This is a genomic window from Staphylococcus sp. SA22, from assembly GCF_054165785.1.
This window is the reverse complement of sequence record NZ_JBSZQY010000021.1, coordinates 1-19862: the sequence shown is the minus strand read 5'-3', so window position 1 is coordinate 19862 and position 19862 is coordinate 1. Positions and strand designations below refer to the sequence as shown.

The following is a 19862-nucleotide window of genomic DNA, read 5'->3' as shown; positions in this document are numbered from 1 at the left end:
AATATAATTCCGACTAGTATGCTGAGAATAATATTAATTTTAAAATATTTCAAGAGGGCATTTGCAATTAAATGTAAACATGATGAAATTCGACCGTTGGCATAAGGGAATTTGTAAACAAATCGTTTTGAATTCAGTAGTGATAGGTGGAAAGGGTAAATAGTGTTGTGAGCTAGTCGATTAAAGTTAATATTTGAAAATGAAGCAAGGTATTAAATGCAATAAATTAAATAAGTTGTCATTAAAGCGTTAATACTAGAAATGATTTTAACGGGAAAAAAGTGATGAATATTTGGAAAAGATATATATCGTGCACTGTCATGAGAGATAAGATATGAGAAAACAAATGTATCCTTGAATCGAGATGTGGCTATGGCGGTTTGATAAAAATTGCTAACCTCATATTTATTGAATAAAAAGATAATAAATGATCAACCTTGAAAAGACGCTTCGAACAAACACGTTGTAAAAAATTCTGTTGAATCAAAATTAGCATCTTGTGAGGGTTCGTGTGTGCAGGTGGTAGTTCAAAAGCTACCGTAAACAAATATTTTTGTTTGAGCAAAAAGACGTTTGTAGTAAATGTGAATATGAGTGTGCCCTTGTGCGATTCGTAAGTTACTAACACAACCAAACATTTAAATTGAATAGGCTTATAAGATGAATCTATTTAGGAATACACAGAAGCCATCCCATTTAAAAGTAACATACTACAAAAATTTATTCAAAATTCAATATTAATCATAATGAATAATTAAAAAACCTGAAACAAATTAGTTTGATATGCTCTCTTAAAAGTAGATATTGAAAGGAGTATATCAGCTTGTTTCAGGTTTTATGAATTGAGTATTAAATTTGAAAATAAATTACAGTTCTATAGGTTTATAAAAGATCAGTTTTTAAATCATAGCTATATATAACTGAGTATTAAATTTGTGTTCAAATCACAAGTTTACAAGTTGAATAAACGTGCGAAGAAACCTTTTTTCTCTTCTTGAGGTTTAGGTTCTGCCATTTCAGACTGTGAAGCTGTGCTGTCATTTTCTGCTTTCGCTTCCGATGAATCGTTCGAAGTAGCTTGTTTAGAAGCTTCTACATGGGCTTCTGCTACTTGTTGTTCAGCATCATGTTGCGCTTCTGCATCTACTGTAGCTTCTTTATTTGAAGTCTCAGCTGCTTTGTCATTTTTAGACTGCTCAACGCTGGCTTTTTCAATTGCTTCAGTTGCAGAAATTTGATCCTCTTTATCTACTTTAGTAGCAGTGCCATCGCCTGCATTTTCTGCTTTAGTATCCGTCTTGGCGTCTGTTGATGTATTCACTCCAGCAACCTTTGAATCTTTGCTGTCAGCTTTATCTTCAGTAACAGCATTACTTTCAACTTTATTTGTTGATTCAGCCAATACTTTAGCTTGAGATGCTTGTGCTTCTTGGATAGCCTCTTGTGATGTTTGGATGGCTTTTAAGGATTCACTATTTGAATCGATTTTAGTTGTAAGTTGATTTTGAAGTTCTTTTAATTCTTGTTGTTGCTGATGTACTTGATTCATCATTTGACCAAGTAGGTGACGTTCTTGGCGCATTTTCTGGATTTCTAGACGTAAATCTTCTACTAGTTGAGCGACATTTTGATTAGTAGGTAAGTTTTTGTCATCGTTTTTGACAATGACTTGCAGGAAGTCTTTTTCTTTTTCTAATTCATCAAACGCTAGATCATAACTATTTGTTTGTTTTACTTTGTCGGCAATGTCTTTGAAAAGCTCGATATCTTCTTCTTTGAAATCAGTTGCTTCACGACCACGATATTCAGTCTTGCTTAGTTGGTAACCACGTTCTTCTAAATGTTGAACAATTTTACGGACTTGCTTCTCACTTAGTTCTACGCGTTGTGCAAATTCTTTAGTTAACATACTTTAAAGTCCTTTCTGCATATACTTTATGTATACTGACGTTTGTCTACGGGCAGTGAAACGTCAGTCTTGCTTCATACATAGTTTAAACGTTATTGTTAGTGATTTCAAGTTTGTTTAAAATGGTTTACGTAAATCCATTTCTTCTAATAAAGCATAAATAATTTCACGTGCGATACCATTTGCAAATACATACTTCAAAATATAATTTGATTTAACACTTGTACCGTAGATATCCTTTGTCAGTTTAATATTTTTCTTTAAAAATAGGTCGACTTTTTTAGTGTGACCATCATTAGTTGGATGAATGTAATCAATTTCAGTTTGTCTTTCAAATTGATGTTCGTATAAAAAATGTCTACGGTGTTCAATAATGAGCCCATTATTTTGTGTTAAATCTGCAGGTTCTTTAGGGACTTCCATCATTAAAAAGTTAATACTTCTAGAATGAACAAGGTTTGATAATAAGTTTAGTTCATGTTCAATTTGATGTAATGTTTGTGTCATTAACTCATCATGGTTGGGTAGGTCTTTTGCGAATAAATAAATTAAAAATGCTGAATTGGTTGTGGCTTCATAATGTGCAGTTGCTAGACTGACAACAACATCGTTTTCTAAGCCTACGATAAAGACATAATCGTTTTCAGTTTTGTTGTTTTCTAATGAGCGTTTGATGATACGTTTATCTTCAGTTAAAGATAAATTTAACTTAGTATCGTAAAGTTTAAGTGCTTCGTTGTAATGTGGATCTTTGACAGATTGAATGGTTTTAAATTCCATAAGAACACCTCCCCAATTTAAATAATATTATAGCATAATCGACTGCTGTAAAAGACTGTTCATAAACTTTTAAATGGTATAAAAAACTGTACTATCTTAAATTAGACAGTACAGTAATCTCATTTTGAATTCAGTGTGATAACTAAGCTTTGGGACCTTTAGATGCTTCAGCAAAATGTGTAATATCAATCTCTTCATAAGCTGAATTATTTTCTTGCACTTCTTGATGTGATGATTTGTCACGAACCGCTACAACTAACATTTTATCGTCTAAAATAAGTTGTTTATATTTTTCTAATTCATCAGGCGCTAAGTTGTAGCGTGATAAAACTGCATGTTCACCATCTTCTCCTGTTAACAGTTTAGTCATTCTATCACTAAATGTTCCACTTGTTGAGATAAGGGAGATTTCAGAGTCGTGTAAGTCATTTAGGTGTAATTTACTTTTACTAATAATTGTTAGCTCTGATTCTAAATAACCTTCAGATTTCTTTTGATTGATTACGTTGTATAATTCGCCAGTGTCATTTACTACAGTAATATCTGCCATAGTTGTCGCCCCTTTAAAAATTTGTTTATTTAATCTTTTACCCTTCTTATTATAAAGTAAAACCCTTACATTATTAAGTTATAAGTCTTCATTCGCATTAAACGTCTCTGTACATTTATAAAACTATTAAAAGATTACCTAAGCAGTTATTGAAAAAATGCCGAAAATTTGCTATTATCGTTAAATAATTTACATAAACTCATATAATCTAAAGAATATGGCTTTAGAAGTTTCTACCATGTTGCCTTGAACGACATGACTATGAGTAACAACACAATACTAGGAGTAGCTTCAGCCATTAAATTGTAGCCATGATGGGTGATTTATATCATTTTACATGATGGTCACAGTTTATTTGATGAAACTTCTTTTACATTGATTGCATGACCAATACGTGATGCATGTTCGTTCACTCATAAACCCTGAAACTATTATTTAGTTTGGGGATTTTTTTGTATCTAGCACCAATTTAAGAGCAAAATGTTTCACACAAATCTGAGGAGGTTTTAAGAGTGGAGTTACTAGGACAAAAAGTAAAGGAAGACGGCGTTGTCATTGATGAGAAGATTTTAAAAGTCGATGGATTTTTAAATCATCAAATTGATGCAAAGTTAATGAATGAAGTTGGTCGCACTTTTTACGAGCAATTTAAAGATAAAGGGATTACTAAAATCTTAACCATTGAAGCTTCCGGTATCGCACCAGCAATCATGGCTGCACTGCATTTTGATGTGCCATGTTTATTTGCGAAAAAAGCAAAACCTAGCACTTTGACGGATGGTTATTATGAAACATCTATTCATTCATTTACTAAAAATAAAACAAGTACGATCATTGTTTCAAAAGAATTTTTATCAGAAGAAGATACTGTACTCATCATCGATGACTTTTTAGCAAATGGTGATGCGTCATTAGGGTTATACGATATCGCACAGCAAGCAAATGCTAAGACAGCTGGTATTGGTATTGTTGTTGAAAAGAGTTTCCAAAATGGGCATCAACGTTTAGAAGAAGCAGGTTTAACAGTTTCTTCTCTCTGCAAGGTTGCTTCACTAGAAGGAAATAAAGTGACATTGGTGGGAGAAGAATAATGAAAAATTTAATCCTAAGTGTTCAACATCTTTTAGCTATGTACGCAGGTGCCATCTTAGTTCCAATCATTGTTGGTACAAGTTTGAAGTTTACACCTGAACAAATCGCTTACTTAGTTACAGTAGATATATTTATGTGTGGAGTTGCCACATTTTTACAAGCCAATAAAGTAACAGGAACAGGATTACCGATCGTTCTTGGATGTACATTCACGGCTGTTGCGCCCATGATTTTAATTGGTCAAACGAAAGGAATAGATGTACTTTACGGTTCGCTATTTTTATCAGGGATATTAGTTATTATCATCGCGCCTTTCTTTTCACATCTTGTAAAATTCTTCCCACCAGTAGTAACGGGTAGTGTTGTTACTATCATTGGTATCAATTTAATGCCAGTAGCAATGAATTACTTAGCTGGAGGTCAAGGTGCAAAGGACTATGGAGATGTTAAGAACATTTTGTTAGGTTTAATGACATTAATCATTATTCTTGTTTTACAAAGATTCACAACTGGATTTATTAAGAGTATTGCCATATTAATTGGACTCGTTTTAGGAACGATAGGTGCTGGCTTACTTGGGATGGTCGATATTAATCAAGTCAATCATGCCGGTTGGTTAGGCATCCCAGTGCCGTTTAGATTCTCAGGATTTAGCTTTGATGTGACATCGACTTTAGTGTTCTTTATTGTAGCTATCGTTAGTTTAATTGAGTCGACAGGTGTCTATCATGCGTTAAGTGAAATTACCGGTAAGAAGTTAGAAAGAAAAGATTTTCGTAAAGGTTATACTGCGGAAGGTCTAGCGATAGTGTTAGGTTCTATATTCAATTCATTTCCGTATACAGCCTATTCGCAAAATGTAGGACTTGTTTCTTTATCCGGCGCTAAGAAAAACAATGTTATATACGGCATGGTCGTGTTATTACTTATATGTGGTTGTATATCTAAGCTTGGCGCATTAGCAAATATCATACCGCTACCTGTGTTAGGCGGTGCGATGATAGCTATGTTTGGCATGGTAATGGCATATGGTGTTAGTATATTAGGACATATCGATTTTAAAAATCAAAACAATTTATTAATTATCGCTGTGTCAGTAGGATTAGGTACTGGTATAAGCGCTGTACCACAAGCATTTAAAGGTTTAGGTGAACAATTTGCATGGTTGACTCAAAACGGAATTGTTTTAGGTGCAATCTCTGCAATTATTCTTAATTTCTTTTTTAATGGAATAAAGTATAAACAAACGGAAGAAAATGTGAAATAATATAACTAATTAATTTGAAAAATGGAGGCTGTTTTTAATGTGGGAAAGTAAATTTGCAAAAGAATCATTAACGTTTGATGATGTGTTATTAATTCCAGCACAATCTGATATTTTACCGAAAGACGTTGATTTAAGCGTACAATTATCAGACAAAGTTAAATTAAATATTCCAGTTATTTCTGCTGGTATGGATACTGTAACTGAATCTAAAATGGCGATTGCTATGGCTCGTCAAGGTGGTTTAGGTGTTATTCATAAAAATATGGGCGTTGAAGAACAAGCGGACGAAGTTCAAAAAGTAAAACGCTCAGAAAATGGTGTCATTTCAAACCCATTTTTCTTAACACCAGAAGAAAGTGTTTATGAAGCGGAAGCATTAATGGGTAAATACCGTATTTCAGGTGTACCAATTGTTGATAATAAAGAAGATCGCAACTTAGTAGGTATTTTAACAAACCGCGACTTACGTTTTATTGAAGACTTCTCAATTAAAATTGTAGATGTAATGACGCAAGAAAATTTAATTACAGCTCCAGTGAATACAACACTTGAAGAAGCAGAAAAAATTCTCCAAAAACATAAGATTGAAAAGTTACCATTAGTTAAAGATGGACGTCTAGAAGGTCTTATTACTATTAAAGATATTGAAAAAGTTATCGAATTCCCTAATGCAGCAAAAGATGAACATGGTCGTCTACTTGTAGCCGCAGCAATCGGTATTTCAAAAGACACTGATATTCGTGCTCAAAAATTAGTCGAAGCAGGTGTGGATGTCTTAGTTATCGATACAGCACATGGTCACTCTAAAGGCGTTATCGATCAAGTGAAACATATTAAGAAGACTTACCCAGAAATCACATTAGTAGCTGGTAACGTAGCAACTGCAGAAGCAACAAAAGATTTATTTGAAGCGGGTGCAGATATTGTTAAAGTTGGTATTGGCCCAGGTTCAATTTGTACGACACGTGTTGTAGCAGGTGTTGGTGTACCACAAATTACAGCAATTTATGATTGTGCAACTGAAGCACGCAAACATGGTAAAGCTATCATTGCTGATGGCGGTATTAAATTCTCAGGAGATATCATTAAAGCATTAGCTGCTGGTGGACATGCGGTTATGTTAGGTAGCTTATTAGCAGGTACTGAAGAAAGTCCAGGCGCAACAGAAATTTTCCAAGGTAGACAATATAAAGTATACCGTGGTATGGGCTCTTTAGGTGCGATGGAAAAAGGTTCAAACGACCGTTACTTCCAAGAGGACAAAGCGCCTAAGAAATTTGTTCCTGAAGGTATCGAAGGACGTACGGCATATAAAGGTGCGTTACAAGATACAATTTACCAATTAATGGGCGGTGTGCGTGCTGGTATGGGTTATACTGGTTCACACGATTTAAGAGAATTACGCGAAGAAGCACAATTTACACGTATGGGTCCTGCTGGTTTAGCAGAAAGCCATCCACATAATATTCAAATTACGAAAGAATCACCGAACTACTCATTCTAATTAAGATAAAGGAGAACGACAAATATGGAAATGGCAAAAGAACAAGAGTTAATCCTTGTCTTAGACTTTGGTAGCCAATACAACCAATTAATTACACGCCGAATTCGTGAAATGGGCGTTTATAGTGAATTACACGATCATGAAATTTCAATTGAAGAAATTAAGAAAATGAATCCAAAAGGTATCATCTTATCAGGTGGTCCAAATTCAGTTTATGAAGAAGGTTCATTTACAATTGATCCGGAAATATATAATTTAGGAATTCCAGTACTTGGTATTTGTTACGGCATGCAATTAACTACTAAATTATTAGGTGGTAAAGTTGAACGTGCCAATGAACGTGAATACGGTAAAGCAATCATTAATGCGAAGTCAGATGAGTTATTCGCTGGCTTACCAGCAGAACAAACAGTTTGGATGAGTCATTCTGATAAAGTCATTGAAATTCCAGAAGGCTTTGAAGTTATCGCTGATAGCCCAAGCACAGACTATGCAGCAATCGAAGATAAGAAACGTCGCATTTATGGTGTTCAATTCCATCCAGAAGTACGTCATACAGAATATGGTAATGATTTATTAAACAATTTTGTCCGTCGTGTTTGTGATTGTAAAGGTCAATGGACAATGGAAAACTTTATCGAAATCGAAATTGAAAAGATTCGTCAACGCGTAGGAGACCGTCGTGTATTATGTGCGATGAGTGGCGGCGTAGATTCATCTGTTGTAGCTGTGCTATTGCATAAAGCAATTGGTGATCAACTAACATGTATCTTTGTAGACCATGGCTTACTTCGTAAAGGTGAAGGCGACATGGTTATGGAGCAATTCGGTGAAGGTTTCAACATGAATATTATTCGTGTTAATGCGAAAGATCGCTTTATGAATAAATTAAAAGGTGTTTCAGATCCTGAACAAAAACGTAAAATCATTGGTAATGAATTTGTATATGTGTTTGATGATGAAGCATCAAAACTCAAAGGTGTAGACTTCCTTGCGCAAGGAACACTATATACAGACGTCATCGAATCAGGTACTAAGACAGCACAAACAATCAAATCACACCACAATGTTGGTGGATTACCAGAAGACATGGAATTCGAATTAATCGAACCAATCAATACATTGTTTAAAGATGAAGTACGTAAATTAGGTATTGAGTTAGGTATTCCAGAACATTTAGTGTGGAGACAACCATTCCCAGGACCTGGTCTTGGTATTCGTGTACTTGGAGAAATTACTGAAGATAAACTAGAAATCGTTAGAGAATCAGACGCGATTTTACGCCAAGTGATTAGAGAAGAAGGTCTTGAAAGAGAAATTTGGCAATACTTCACAGTGTTACCAAACATTCAATCAGTAGGTGTTATGGGAGACTATCGTACGTATGATCACACAGTAGGTATCCGTGCAGTAACATCTATCGACGGTATGACAAGTGACTTCGCACGCATCGATTGGGAAGTCTTACAAAAGATTTCTAGTCGTATCGTAAACGAAGTAGACCACGTTAACCGCGTAGTCTATGACATTACATCAAAACCACCAAGCACAATTGAGTGGGAATAATTATATTTAGCAAATGATAGGCTGGAGATACCGTGATTATGCGGTTTCCAGCCTTTTTTGGTGGGCTTGGCATGGGCAACATCATGTGATGAAATGATGGGAGTTATATCTTTCTTATATTTTGAGACGGAGATGATGAGAAGTTAGACAAAAATGTAGAAGAAGTATTTAACGCCAATCCTAGTCATACAATGATTGTAGATGATATCCGTTAGAGGAGTGAGAGCAAATTTATTTGTTACTAAGAGACAAGGGTTTTAAATAAATATCTTTTGTACTACATAAAAGAAAGTGGTCGTTATCATAGAATATTTGGCGATAAGGTAAATCTGATTATGTTAGAACCTATATTTATTGATGATTTAGTAAGGTTTGAGAAGACAAGAATGATTGAATTACAATTGACAATTGACACCCCTTAGATTAATATTAATTTATTAGAAGTCAACTAACGCCTCTTAGCAATGCGAAACACAGTTGGCCTTTTTTTGTAATAGGAGAATTTATAGTTATGGATAAATCACTTGAAATTAACTTAAAAGAATTAGAAAGCATAATGTATAAAGAAAAAGTAATCGACGTTAAAGAGTATGATAATTTAAAAGTAACTTTTGAGACACTAAACGATGCTCCTAAAAGTGAAATACCCACTCCCTTTACAATAGAACAAATGTTATATAAATTAGAAACTAAAAATTTATATTTTCCTGAAATTAAGTCAAAAGAAAAATGTGTGGAGCTTTTACATAGTGTTGGCTATTATAATTTGAAGCATTTTATGTATAATGAATTTGGTAAAGATGAGCCGAAAAATTTTGATGAAGTATATATACTTTATAAATTTGATAGGTATTTATTGAAACAATTATTTAGTTTAGTAAATATGTTGGAAACTCATATAAGAAATATTATTTTAGAAGTATATATGTTAGAAATTGAGTATAATAACAAGCCTTCGACACTGTTCTATTTAGATAAAGATTTATATTTTGAGAAAGTTAATGATGAGTATAAATATTCTGCCAAAAAGCTAAAAGAGTTCAATAGGTTACAAAATGTTTTTTGGAGAGCTATAGAAAAAAAGAAAAGTAACGATAACGTTAAACATAATATTAAAAAATACAATATTATACCAGCTTGGGTTTTATTCCAAAATTTTAGTTTTGGAGATTTGTCTACTTTTTATAGAACTACATTACCAACTTATAGAAATAAAGTAAGTAAGCGAATTGAAAATTTAATAGAAAAAAATACTGGTATAAGCATAAAACTTCCAGAAAAGTTATTGTGTGCATGGTTGAATAGTATCAGGTTTTTGAGAAATAGAATAGCTCACACAGATATAATTTATGGAATTAATTTTACAAACACCTGTGCAAAACATCATAGTGATGAGGAAATGTATGTAAATATAGAAAAGTATAAATATCAGCAAAGGTTAGTTACGTTTTTATTAGCTATGAAGAAAATATTTATGAGTATGCCAGAAAATAATATCATTGAATGGAATGAGACTCTAACTAAAATAGAGAATAAATGCTCAGAACATAACTTTATTAAACTTTCTAGGTTAGGAGTTATTGAAAATAACCTTTCTTACTTTAAAATAACTAAATAAAAAATAGCGCACACTAATAACTAAGTGATTGTGTTTTTACGCTGAATAATGCCCTGTGTTGTAGTTAGAAAGATTTTCAAATAACAGTATATTTATAAAATGTTGAATTATAATATGGTCGGTTTATTTTATAGGAGTAATAAAAAGCATTTATCTTTTATCCGCCACAAATAATGAGTGAATGTACCTTGCTTTCAATGTTGATATTTTACAACCTTGTAGAGTTGATTTGATATATCATCTCACACGTTGTAGGCAATGAATACGTAAATTATGCAGTGACATGAACTGTTGAGAAGTATAGAGCATTAAAAATCTTGATATATCAATAGATATAAACTGGTACAAATTAACGAAAAGCACTCTTGTCATTGAGTGGGAATAACTATATATAGCAAATGATAGGCTGGAGTTACCGATATTACGCGGTTTCCAGCCTTTTTTGGTGTTCTTAATATGGGCAACATCATGTTATGAAATGATGGGAGTCATATCTGTAGAAATTGGCGTACCAATTTCTTTATGTTGGGGCCCCGCAGTCAACTACTAGAGCCTACGATTTTGATTTTATGTCCTGGGATCGGTTTCCTACTCTTATTAAATAGTATTTAAAAATCTATACTATTTATATTGAAATTTTTATTTATGGTTATGCCATAACTACTTTGTATTTCCGGAACTAAACTTTGCAATATTGGGTAATAGTTATTAGCGAAACCAATAATAATGGAATTAATCACATTGATACTAAGTTCTTTATCTTCAGGTAATGCATTTTCTATTATTTTGATTAAGTCTATATATTTTATTTCATCAGAATTTTTATGTGCTAAATACTTCATAAAATCAGTTTGCACTTTTTCGAAAACGCTATATCTTAAGTCCATTTGTACAAATATTAAGCTGACAGTTTTAGTTTCGAATTGACTTTGACCCAAAACTGAAGCAAGTTCTTCTATTGATTGATATAGCAATCTGATATCGCCGTTATCTTCAAGCATATGAAACACTCCTTTATCATTTTAGAATAACCATGCAATGGCTTCTTTGACTACAGTTGAGACTATTCCAGCATCACCTTTACTTAGACCGGCATTTATTGTGCCTCGTTTAACCGCATCATCGACAGCGTTAGCTGGTACTTCTGACCATTTTAGCAATGGTTTCAATTCTTTTACAATACCTGAATACCCTTTATCAAAAATAGTTGCAGCTGTCGGTGGAGGTCTAACCGGTGGAGCCACATTCTGCTAATATTGTAGGAGTGATACCATGAAAAATTTTTTTAATATATGGGTATGTTCGTTCTTATTTTTAGTAATAATATCATGGGTGATAATTAGTATAAAATTTGGTAATATCAGCACGACGCAAATATTTATTTCTAATCTGGTTATATTTAATGCTTATATACTATATTTAGTTAAGTTTATTCGTTTCAAAAAAAAGAGTGGCGATCAGTAAACAGGTATAAAGAAAGTCGATTTTGTCTTTCTTTCGAACATATATAAGTTTATATAGATGTAGAACTAATTTTTATTTGTAAATTATTTTGTAATTGAAAATGAGTACGAACATGTTCTCCAATAAACAGAGTATGTCTTGGAAGAAATCTATTATACTTATGTGAATAAGTCATAATGTCAGACATACATAATAAGACGAATAGGTTGTAAATAGCTTTTTACTTCTAATTGTTTAGACGGCATTTGTTGGTCGCCATTTTTATAAAATAATATAAATGACCAAACCACAGCACCTATTAATTTAAGAGTGAGGTCATTTTTAAAGGTAAAAAAGCAGTAATTTTATATATTAAAATGATATATAAAACAAGTAGTATTAGTATGTTGTGAATTGTTATAGAATTTGACTTGTTAGCAATTTCGTAGCTAATGTAATAGCAAGTACTGTAGGGTTGTATTTTTTAAAGGTAGTGAAATGATATTGGATTTTTGAAGTGGAATATTTGTAGATGGTTACAACGAAGCATATTAGAACTACAAAAGGAACGATGAAATTAAATGTCCATCATTCCTTTTGCCTAGTCGTTTTTTAGTTAATATATTTAATTGCTAACTTATTATTAGGGTCTCTTTCAAGAATTTTATTTGCGACCAATTGAATATTCTCATGTGAAATCATATCAAAGTCTGGTTCTCCAAGGATTTCTAAAAATTCGTATAATAAATTAGGATTATTAAATTGCGAAATCTCTAACGATTGCCAATAATGATAGTATGCTAAATCATAGGCATTATCTATGTAATTGAAATGAAAGTGATAGATGCTTGCGACCATTTCATGATATTCAATTGTATTTATTTGATTCGCAAGATTTGATAAATATGATACTAATTTTTCATCAGAAATTTCGTTCGACATAAAGTATGTTAGAATATTCTCCATATCTTTATTCTCTAACATATTTTTTAATTCAGTTGGTAATAAATTTAATAGAATGTTAACGCTTTTCATTTATTTAACCCATCCATTCGATATATATATATTGCCATTTTTTCGTGTATAAGTTATGACTACAGTTCTACCACTCATGACAAGTGTTTTTTGGTATGCGGACTTTTTGTATCGGCTTTGCTTTCCATACCTCATAACATGCGACATTACTTTAGAAACATCTTTCCAATTGTTTTTAGTAACTTTATTCCAATTATGTTTACTAGCAAGAATATGTTTTCTTTTATTAACTCCTAGATTGGCTACAGAAGGTAAAACTTTACCAAAACTCTTTGTTTTGATAGCGGTTTGAGTTGCTTTTTTCATATGTTTTAATTGCATAGTTTATTCCGTATCTAGCTACAGCAGCTAATATTACTAATGGCAATGCAGAAGATTTAGCTTCAATTGAGTTGAATTTTATTATTACGCCAGTTTCTTTGTCGATAAATGTAGCTTCATATTCTGCATTTTCAAATTGTTCTACGAAAACGTCATAATTCTTATTTATTAGTTTTCCATTTTCATCGACGTATCTGCCCTTAACATCCATGGAGTTAGTATTTAAATCATATTGAATATTTTTATCTAAATCAATATCTTCTTTTCGTTTTTCCACTAACGTCTTTTTCAAGTTTTATATTTACATTTTTTAAGCAGAAGTATCCCATTATTTCAACGTCTGATTTATCTATAATTAAATACGCACGTAAGGAATTTTGATCGTTCATTGTTATTGTTTTATGTTTTAGGAAATGTGCTATTGAAGGGTTTAAAGATGTTTGGGATTTCTTGGTTTCTTGACTTATATAGTTATGAAAGAGGGCGTTGTCCTTTATTAAATTTCTGAGATCAGAAATGCTATAAATAAAATGATTAAGAATTTTTGTTTTCATGTAATTTAAGAAATGGATTTGTTTTTTGTGGGTTATTTTTAATTCTGTTCTGAAATGGTTTGAATTTTGCAGTTGCAAAAATGATAGCTGCTTCTTTTGACAAAGTAATAGAACCTTTTTCTTCTGGTACCATGACAATCACTCCTTATGCATTTTGTTTTTAATATTATAAAATAATTTTACTATACAAAATAGGTTGTGTAAATAGTTTCTTATTGTTACCAAATGGTTTGTTTGAAAGCATTATGCAATGCTAATAAACACTAATATCTTGTACTTATTTCCATTTGAATAAATTGTTAGCATTATTATCATTTAAGTTCTGTAATGTAATTTTTAAAAATACAGTTTACATGGAACGTTGTGGCATATATTCTGTATATAGAAGTGTAAAAACACAATTGGGTTGGTAGTCCCAATGCAGTTTTAAAACTGTCAGTAACCTTCCTCCTCGGGTCGTCCGTCATTTCTAATAAAACTAGAGGAGGGATAGCATGGAGCTATCTATTTTTTACAATGGGCAATTTTTTGTAGCATTAGTAGAATATAAAATGGAAAATAAATCTAAATTTATCCAATACACATTTGGGAATGAACCTGATGATATAGAGGTATTGGATTTTATTCATCATCAATTAATGGAAATGATTGATGATGTGCAAACTATTGTTTATACAAAAAATAATTCTAGAAAAGTAAATCCGAAAAGGCTACAAAGACAAATTGCTAAGGAGCAAAAGAAACCTAAATACTCTACCCAAGCACAAATAGCTATTAAGAAAGAATTAGAATTAAAGAAAAAGCAAAAGCGGAAGCACTATAAAGAAAAACGTGATGCATTTCAAAAAAGAAAAAGAGAAATTAAAAAGGTTAAAGCAAAAGAGAAGCATAAGGGGCATTAGCAATACGACAAATAAATTAAAGCAAAATGATTTATAGGTGGTTGGGATGATTTTAATTAGTTCGTGTTTGATAGGCGAAAATGTAAGATACGATGGTGGCAATCAATTGGATGTTAGATTGAAAAAATTAATAGACAGCGGAAAAGCTATTCACGCATGTCCAGAATTACTTGGTGGATTACTAATTCCTAGAGAACCTGCAGAAATTATTGGTGGAGATGGTTTTGATGTGTGGAATAACGTTGCAAAGGTTATTACTATTTCGAACAAAGACGTAACTGACGATTATAAACATGGAGCGATAGTTACGCTAAAAATTTTGAAAAAATATCCATGTGATACAGTTATTTTAAAAGCAAATAGTCCATCTTGTGGATCTCAAGAAATATATGATGGGAATTTTACAGGAAATAAGAAAAAGGGTGTAGGTGTGGCAACTGCTTTACTCATTAATGAAGGTATAAACGTATATGATGAAAATACGTTTTTTGACCAAAACATGATTGAAACGATAGTACATGAAAAGTAAGTATTGAATCATTTTTTAATCTAAAATACTACAAAAATTTTCATTATGAAGTGAAAATAACGAACAAGTAAAGTGCAAATAAAAAAGCGACCCAAATCCCTTTAAAAACAAGGGTTAGATTGTATTTAATTGATAATGAAGTTGTTTAATGAAAATAACGTGCAAGTAAAGTGCAAGTAGAATGCAAATAAAAAAGCGACCTAAATCCCTTTAAAAAGAAGGATTAGGTCGTATTTAATTGGTAATGAAGTTGTTTAACGAAAATAACGTGCAAGTAAAGCGCAAATAAAAAATCATGCCCAGTATGGTATATATCTCATGTGTCTGGGTGAAGTCTCCGGATCTACAGGTTTGATATATTCTTCAGCAACTGTGTCTTTTATAATTCTTGAAATAACTGAGATTTTTTTATCTTCCAATCCAAATCTTTTTCGCAGTGATTGATTTGTAATACTTTCACTCTCAACATATTTCAAGCAAGCATGCATATATGTTGCACGAATTTTTTCCTCTCTAGTCATGTCATTAATATCTTTGTAGGCGTGTAGAGTAACTTTAATAAATTCGTCATATAAAGTTATTAATGGAGCGGGGAGCTGATATTTTTCAGTTTCTGAAATTACTTTGTCAATTCCTGTTCCGCGTTCTTCACAAATGCCCATTCTTCTTAATAAGGAAGCTAGACTTTCATTTCTAGATTTTGGTGGCGAATCTAAAAATCTTTCAACTTTAATTAATGGAGTGCCTGGATTAACTATTTCAATTCTATTATCAAATATTTCTATCACAGGTCCAGCGCCACTAATAAGTAAATCTTGATGTATAAGAGAATTAGCTACTAATTCTCTTATGGCTAATTCTGGATACATTTGAACTGTTTCTCTAAAAACTTCACCAATAACTTCATTGCTTGGTAATAAGTTATTAATATACTTAATAAGTCCTTCAAATCCACAAGCATATCCTTTAATACCGACTTGTTCACTAATAGTTTCGATTTTGTTATTACCTTTATATTTAATAACGCGAGGAGCTTTTCTTTTAAGTGGTTTAAAATTATCTAAATTTTTAGCCAATAAAATCGCTCCTAAATTTGTAATATAAACATTACCTTCATTTTCTTTTATGATTTCCTCATGTTTGAAATGATCAATAATTAAATCTTTTTGAATTGGAAGAGGTTGTTTTAATAGTTTGTAATACGATTCGTAGTCTAGTAATTCAAAAATTTCATCATAGTTTTTTACTAAATATGCAGAAAGTGATTCAAAAGGTAACTCTTGGAATTTCTTCCATAGTTGTTTTTCTTTTTCAGGATAATCCCTCAGCTTTTTCTTATAGGATCCTACTCTTATAAATTCTTCACCGTTAAATGAAATTGGTTGGTGAATGGCTTTAGGAATTCTCAATATTGTTATATTTTTTCCATCATAATCTATAGTATCAAAAGTAAAATCTATGGAAGGTTTAATCATCCTATGAAGCCAATTTTGTAAGTCTTCTTGTCCTTTTTTAGCATTATTAGGATGGAATTTGGTACCGACCACCTTTTTTGATTCATCCTCAATTCCCCATATCATATAAGCATAGTCTTTGTCTTCTAAAGTTGCTGAATTTCCTAGAGCTGAGATATATTCTCCAATTGTTTTAGGGTCATCGTTATTTACTTTAAATTCAGTAGTTGAATCTTCAGCGCCGTTACTTATTTTTTCGGAAACAATATTTTTTAAATAATCTTCTTTATTCATAATATTAACTCCTAAACCTATATTACTATTTTTAATTATTCATCATTTTCTTGCTATTTTATCTATAACATGGGTATATATGTTGAGATGTTTTTAATTATTAAGAATGCAAGTCAATATATCACTATCATTTGCTTTTTAAAATAGAATAAGTTTTTTAATAATGATAACTTCTACATTGAATACATATAGTGTACTATAATTATAATAATTTTTGAGTAATAATGAAATACAAAATTCCCCTTAGGTATTGACTTAAGGGGAATTAATGCCTTATGAAAGTTGTGTTTATTAGGTATAATTTCCAAAATACATATAAGAAAAATGCAGTAAGTTCCAATGCGAGTAGTTATAATAATATTGCGTTTAATTGTTAATTAGTAATCATACTAATCATTAATTTGGAAGTTTTGGTCATTTATTCGTGAGTCTAAAGTCCACACCCAAATCGCTCAAACCCTCAACCCCAGACTACATCTCCAAATCCCCAAACACCAATACTTACCAAAGCGTTGATATGAGTGCCAATACTGGCAATGTACCTTGTTTGAAAAAGATACTAATATTGCTTGAAAGGCCACCATAAATAGCAACGCCAATGATATACACTAAAATAGCTGCGCATATTTCTTTTGGGTTACTACTGAAAAACAAACCGTATATTAGCAAAACTCCGATTAAACCGTTATATACGCCTTGATTCTTCAAAAGTACGTTAATATTTTTGTCTTTCAATTTATCGACGCTTATATTAAATGTTTCGCTAGTCTTTTTGGAAGTTGTAGCAATCGTTTCAAGGTACATAATATAGAAAAACTCTAAGGCTACAAATATGATTAAAATTGTCGAGATGATATTCACTGTAACGCTCCTTTAGTATTAAATATTTTCTTGTAAAAATGATTGCAGTGTCTGTGGTTGATCATTGACTAATTGTTGGAAATCATTGGATTCTTGGTCTAATAGTCCTCTTGCTCCTGCGTCGTACATTGATGCCAATAATGCACCAAAGCCTTTAGGTTCATCGTACATTTTTGCAAATGTCTCTAATGAAACGGGTTCATATTTAATTTCTGTGCCTGATGCCTCAGATAAAATAGCAGCAAGTTCCTTCATATCATAACTGTAGCCTGATAATAAATAGCGTTTGCCCCAAGTATCTGGATTTTTAATAATAGCAATGACGCCTCTAGCAATATCATTTCTAGTAATATAATTAATACGACCATCACCAGCTGGATAAATCAGTTTGTGCATCTTCATCAATTCTGGTAAATATGGTTTAAGTGGATCCATGTACATTGCCATTCTTACATACGTATAGTCAATGCCACTTGTTGCCAATAAACGTGATGCATAACCAAAATAAGGACTCATATGGAATGGATTATTATGCTGATCTGCGTAATAACCTATGAAAATGATATGAGCAACGCCACTTTGCTTTGCCGCATATACTAAATTTTCCACTTCAGGAATACGTTTGAATGATGGATGGATAATACTTGGAATAAACACAACGGTATCCATTCCTTTAAATGCTTCTACCATGCTTTCTTGATTAAAATAATCTAATTGTCGCACAGAAACTTTTCCACGCCAATCTTCTGGAACTTTCTCAACATTTCTAACACCAATGTGAAAATGATCTATGTGATTTGCAATGGCTTGATTTGTAATATGTGTGCCTAAATGACCTGTAGCACCTGTTAATATAATATTCATTCACTTCATCTCCTAATCTTTATATACATAACATAATACTTATTCGATGATTTTCAAAATATTTGATTTTATAAAAAAATTGCAATCTGTATTTATTGTCGCCGTGTATAGTAAATACACATATGCTATTAATGTTAAAAATACCGTAATGACGCGTTTTAGTTGATGCGTGTCACCATGATCTTTGAAAATTTTGACATGGTACTGCGACGATATGGTGTCATTTTTGTGTCTGAAAGTTTTACAGTTTTTAAAATTAAAATGGTATAAAGTGTGAATTGTATAAAAAAGAGTCTCGACGGATAAGAATTGATTAATAACAGTTAGTATTTTATTAATTACCTTAACAATGATTCAATTTTAGTTAAATGAGGTTTAATTTGAAAGGGAATAGCGCCTCAATATAATGTAGGTAGATTGTTCATATTACGTAATTGAAAAATCAAATTTAAATAGATTGGGGCTAAAAATTATGAAATTTAAAGCGATAGCAAAAGCAAGTTTAGCATTGGGAATGTTAGCAACAGGTGTAATTACGTCGAATACACAATCAGTACAAGCGAAAACAGAAGTAAAACAACAAAGTGAATCAGAGTTGAAACACTATTATAATAAACCAATTTTAGAGCGTAAAAATGTGACTGGATATAAATATACTGAACATGGTAAAGATTATATAGACGTTATAGTAGACAATCAATATTCTCAAATTGCTTTACTTGGATCTGATAAAGATAAATTTAAAGACGGAGAAAACTCAAATATAGATGTGTTTATCCTTAGAGAAGGCGACAGTAGACAAGCAACGAATTATTCAATTGGTGGCGTTACAAAATCAAATAGTGTGCAGTATATTGATTATATCAATACGCCAATTTTAGAAATCAAGAAAGGTAATGAAGATGTACTTAAAGATTTTTACTACATTTCAAAAGAAGACATCTCATTAAAAGAACTTGATTATAGATTACGAGAACGTGCAATCAAACAACACGGCTTGTATTCAAATGGTCTTAAACAAGGTCAAATTACAATTACAATGAATGATGGCACAACACATACAATCGATTTAAGTCAAAAACTTGAAAAAGAACGTATGGGTGAGTCAATCGACGGCACTAAGATTAATAAAATTCTAGTAGAAATTAAATAATACATTCTAATAGCAAAGCGCTATGTTGAATAGTGCTTTTTATGGAAACTATGGAAGTTAAGCGACGCACTGTTGCTTAGCTTCTTTTTTTATGAAAAGAAAACCATACGCTATGCGTATGGTTCAGAAAAGGTTCTACCATTGTCACAAAAAATGCATCTCTACG

General features: G+C 31.9%; 19 protein-coding genes, 1 pseudogene and 1 riboswitch. Of the genes and pseudogenes, 9 read left to right on the top strand and 11 right to left on the bottom strand.

Going from position 1 to position 19862, the window contains the following annotated elements; genetic code table 11:
- The first annotated feature begins 61 nt into the window (after positions 1 to 61).
- Positions 62 to 163, top strand: coding sequence for a hypothetical protein (locus ACXQH5_RS12790; RefSeq protein ID WP_001789518.1), 102 nt, complete (start codon positions 62 to 64; stop codon positions 161 to 163).
- A gap of 789 nt (positions 164 to 952) precedes the next feature.
- Here ACXQH5_RS12790 and ACXQH5_RS12785 read toward each other — a convergent pair.
- The 3 genes from ACXQH5_RS12785 to ACXQH5_RS12775 form a co-directional block, all read right to left on the bottom strand.
- Positions 953 to 1909 carry a prolipoprotein diacylglyceryl transferase gene (locus ACXQH5_RS12785; RefSeq protein WP_000956160.1) on the bottom strand — a complete coding sequence of 319 codons (957 nt, stop codon included), beginning with the start codon at positions 1907 to 1909 and terminating at the stop codon, positions 953 to 955.
- 117 nt (positions 1910 to 2026) lie between these two features.
- Complete coding sequence (locus ACXQH5_RS12780; protein WP_000394704.1) at positions 2027 to 2689, bottom strand: hypothetical protein; 663 nt, start codon at positions 2687 to 2689, stop codon at positions 2027 to 2029.
- 142 nt (positions 2690 to 2831) lie between these two features.
- Positions 2832 to 3239, bottom strand: coding sequence for a general stress protein (locus tag ACXQH5_RS12775; protein ID WP_000763770.1), 408 nt, complete (start codon positions 3237 to 3239; stop codon positions 2832 to 2834).
- A 179-nt stretch (positions 3240 to 3418) separates the two neighbouring features.
- Positions 3419 to 3521: riboswitch (purine riboswitch) on the top strand.
- A gap of 230 nt (positions 3522 to 3751) precedes the next feature.
- Between ACXQH5_RS12775 and xpt the strand changes: the two genes are divergently transcribed.
- From xpt to ACXQH5_RS12750, 5 genes are all read left to right on the top strand, one after another.
- Positions 3752 to 4330: a xanthine phosphoribosyltransferase gene (xpt, locus tag ACXQH5_RS12770; RefSeq protein ID WP_000421408.1), complete on the top strand. Its 579-nt coding sequence runs from the start codon at positions 3752 to 3754 to the stop codon at positions 4328 to 4330.
- Positions 4330 to 5598 (top strand): xanthine permease PbuX, encoded by a 1269-nt coding sequence (pbuX, locus tag ACXQH5_RS12765; RefSeq protein ID WP_000793027.1) that lies wholly within the window; start codon positions 4330 to 4332, stop codon positions 5596 to 5598. Before xpt ends, pbuX begins: the two co-directional genes overlap by 1 nt.
- Positions 5599 to 5635: 37 nt before the next feature.
- Positions 5636 to 7102: an IMP dehydrogenase gene (guaB, locus tag ACXQH5_RS12760; protein WP_000264071.1), complete on the top strand. Its 1467-nt coding sequence runs from the start codon at positions 5636 to 5638 to the stop codon at positions 7100 to 7102.
- Between the two features lie 24 nt (positions 7103 to 7126).
- The gene (guaA, locus tag ACXQH5_RS12755; protein ID WP_000424963.1) at positions 7127 to 8668 is read left to right on the top strand and encodes a glutamine-hydrolyzing GMP synthase; all 1542 of its coding nucleotides are present in this window, start codon (positions 7127 to 7129) and stop codon (positions 8666 to 8668) included.
- Between the two features lie 511 nt (positions 8669 to 9179).
- On the top strand, positions 9180 to 10286 hold the full coding sequence (locus tag ACXQH5_RS12750; protein ID WP_000361527.1) for an Abi family protein: 1107 nt from the start codon (positions 9180 to 9182) through the stop codon (positions 10284 to 10286).
- 608 nt (positions 10287 to 10894) lie between these two features.
- On the opposite strand, the gene ACXQH5_RS12745 is transcribed toward ACXQH5_RS12750, so the two are convergent.
- From ACXQH5_RS12745 to ACXQH5_RS12725, 5 genes and pseudogenes are all read right to left on the bottom strand, one after another.
- On the bottom strand, positions 10895 to 11287 hold the full coding sequence (locus ACXQH5_RS12745; RefSeq protein WP_000888758.1) for a hypothetical protein: 393 nt from the start codon (positions 11285 to 11287) through the stop codon (positions 10895 to 10897).
- A 21-nt stretch (positions 11288 to 11308) separates the two neighbouring features.
- Positions 11309 to 11530, bottom strand: a complete 222-nt coding sequence (locus ACXQH5_RS12740) for a hypothetical protein (protein ID WP_000035431.1) — start codon at positions 11528 to 11530, stop codon at positions 11309 to 11311.
- Between the two features lie 811 nt (positions 11531 to 12341).
- A complete protein-coding gene (locus ACXQH5_RS12735) occupies positions 12342 to 12764 on the bottom strand; it encodes a hypothetical protein (protein WP_000843947.1) in 423 nt (140 codons plus the stop codon).
- Positions 12765 to 13359 (bottom strand): annotated as a pseudogene (locus ACXQH5_RS12730) (SAR2788 family putative toxin); the annotation flags it as partial.
- A 260-nt stretch (positions 13360 to 13619) separates the two neighbouring features.
- Entirely contained in the window at positions 13620 to 13772 is a 153-nt protein-coding gene (locus ACXQH5_RS12725; protein ID WP_000248848.1) for a hypothetical protein, read from the bottom strand.
- Between the two features lie 361 nt (positions 13773 to 14133).
- Between ACXQH5_RS12725 and ACXQH5_RS12720 the strand changes: the two genes are divergently transcribed.
- Positions 14134 to 14541 carry a YjdF family protein gene (locus ACXQH5_RS12720; RefSeq protein ID WP_000423525.1) on the top strand — a complete coding sequence of 136 codons (408 nt, stop codon included), beginning with the start codon at positions 14134 to 14136 and terminating at the stop codon, positions 14539 to 14541.
- A gap of 46 nt (positions 14542 to 14587) precedes the next feature.
- Positions 14588 to 15070, top strand: a complete 483-nt coding sequence (locus ACXQH5_RS12715; RefSeq protein ID WP_000600873.1) for a 2-thiouracil desulfurase family protein — start codon at positions 14588 to 14590, stop codon at positions 15068 to 15070.
- A gap of 293 nt (positions 15071 to 15363) precedes the next feature.
- Here ACXQH5_RS12715 and ACXQH5_RS12710 read toward each other — a convergent pair whose 3' ends face one another.
- From ACXQH5_RS12710 to ACXQH5_RS12700, 3 genes are all read right to left on the bottom strand, one after another.
- On the bottom strand, positions 15364 to 16818 hold the full coding sequence (locus ACXQH5_RS12710; RefSeq protein WP_001030866.1) for an ATP-binding protein: 1455 nt from the start codon (positions 16816 to 16818) through the stop codon (positions 15364 to 15366).
- A 501-nt stretch (positions 16819 to 17319) separates the two neighbouring features.
- Positions 17320 to 17679 (bottom strand): DUF1304 domain-containing protein, encoded by a 360-nt coding sequence (locus tag ACXQH5_RS12705; protein WP_001021624.1) that lies wholly within the window; start codon positions 17677 to 17679, stop codon positions 17320 to 17322.
- A gap of 18 nt (positions 17680 to 17697) precedes the next feature.
- Positions 17698 to 18543, bottom strand: coding sequence for an SDR family oxidoreductase (locus tag ACXQH5_RS12700; protein ID WP_001021483.1), 846 nt, complete (start codon positions 18541 to 18543; stop codon positions 17698 to 17700).
- A 472-nt stretch (positions 18544 to 19015) separates the two neighbouring features.
- On the opposite strand from ACXQH5_RS12700, the gene ACXQH5_RS12695 reads away from it, so the two are divergent.
- Positions 19016 to 19696 carry a superantigen-like protein SSL1 gene (locus tag ACXQH5_RS12695; RefSeq protein ID WP_000669001.1) on the top strand — a complete coding sequence of 227 codons (681 nt, stop codon included), beginning with the start codon at positions 19016 to 19018 and terminating at the stop codon, positions 19694 to 19696.
- Positions 19697 to 19862 lie beyond the last annotated feature (166 nt).

What these genes read in the sequence shown, in the direction of transcription:
- ACXQH5_RS12785 (WP_000956160.1), bottom strand. Translation starts at nt 1,909, where the DNA reads ATGTTAACTAAAGAATTTGCACAACGCGTAGAACTAAGTGAGAAGCAA.
- ACXQH5_RS12780 (WP_000394704.1), bottom strand. Translation starts at nt 2,689, where the DNA reads ATGGAATTTAAAACCATTCAATCTGTCAAAGATCCACATTACAACGAA.
- ACXQH5_RS12775 (WP_000763770.1), bottom strand. Translation starts at nt 3,239, where the DNA reads ATGGCAGATATTACTGTAGTAAATGACACTGGCGAATTATACAACGTA.
- pbuX (WP_000793027.1), top strand. Translation starts at nt 4,330, where the DNA reads ATGAAAAATTTAATCCTAAGTGTTCAACATCTTTTAGCTATGTACGCA.
- guaB (WP_000264071.1), top strand. Translation starts at nt 5,636, where the DNA reads ATGTGGGAAAGTAAATTTGCAAAAGAATCATTAACGTTTGATGATGTG.
- guaA (WP_000424963.1), top strand. Translation starts at nt 7,127, where the DNA reads ATGGAAATGGCAAAAGAACAAGAGTTAATCCTTGTCTTAGACTTTGGT.
- ACXQH5_RS12750 (WP_000361527.1), top strand. Translation starts at nt 9,180, where the DNA reads ATGGATAAATCACTTGAAATTAACTTAAAAGAATTAGAAAGCATAATG.
- ACXQH5_RS12745 (WP_000888758.1), bottom strand. Translation starts at nt 11,287, where the DNA reads ATGCTTGAAGATAACGGCGATATCAGATTGCTATATCAATCAATAGAA.
- ACXQH5_RS12735 (WP_000843947.1), bottom strand. Translation starts at nt 12,764, where the DNA reads ATGAAAAGCGTTAACATTCTATTAAATTTATTACCAACTGAATTAAAA.
- ACXQH5_RS12725 (WP_000248848.1), bottom strand. Translation starts at nt 13,772, where the DNA reads ATGGTACCAGAAGAAAAAGGTTCTATTACTTTGTCAAAAGAAGCAGCT.
- ACXQH5_RS12720 (WP_000423525.1), top strand. Translation starts at nt 14,134, where the DNA reads ATGGAGCTATCTATTTTTTACAATGGGCAATTTTTTGTAGCATTAGTA.
- ACXQH5_RS12715 (WP_000600873.1), top strand. Translation starts at nt 14,588, where the DNA reads ATGATTTTAATTAGTTCGTGTTTGATAGGCGAAAATGTAAGATACGAT.
- ACXQH5_RS12710 (WP_001030866.1), bottom strand. Translation starts at nt 16,818, where the DNA reads ATGAATAAAGAAGATTATTTAAAAAATATTGTTTCCGAAAAAATAAGT.
- ACXQH5_RS12700 (WP_001021483.1), bottom strand. Translation starts at nt 18,543, where the DNA reads ATGAATATTATATTAACAGGTGCTACAGGTCATTTAGGCACACATATT.
- ACXQH5_RS12695 (WP_000669001.1), top strand. Translation starts at nt 19,016, where the DNA reads ATGAAATTTAAAGCGATAGCAAAAGCAAGTTTAGCATTGGGAATGTTA.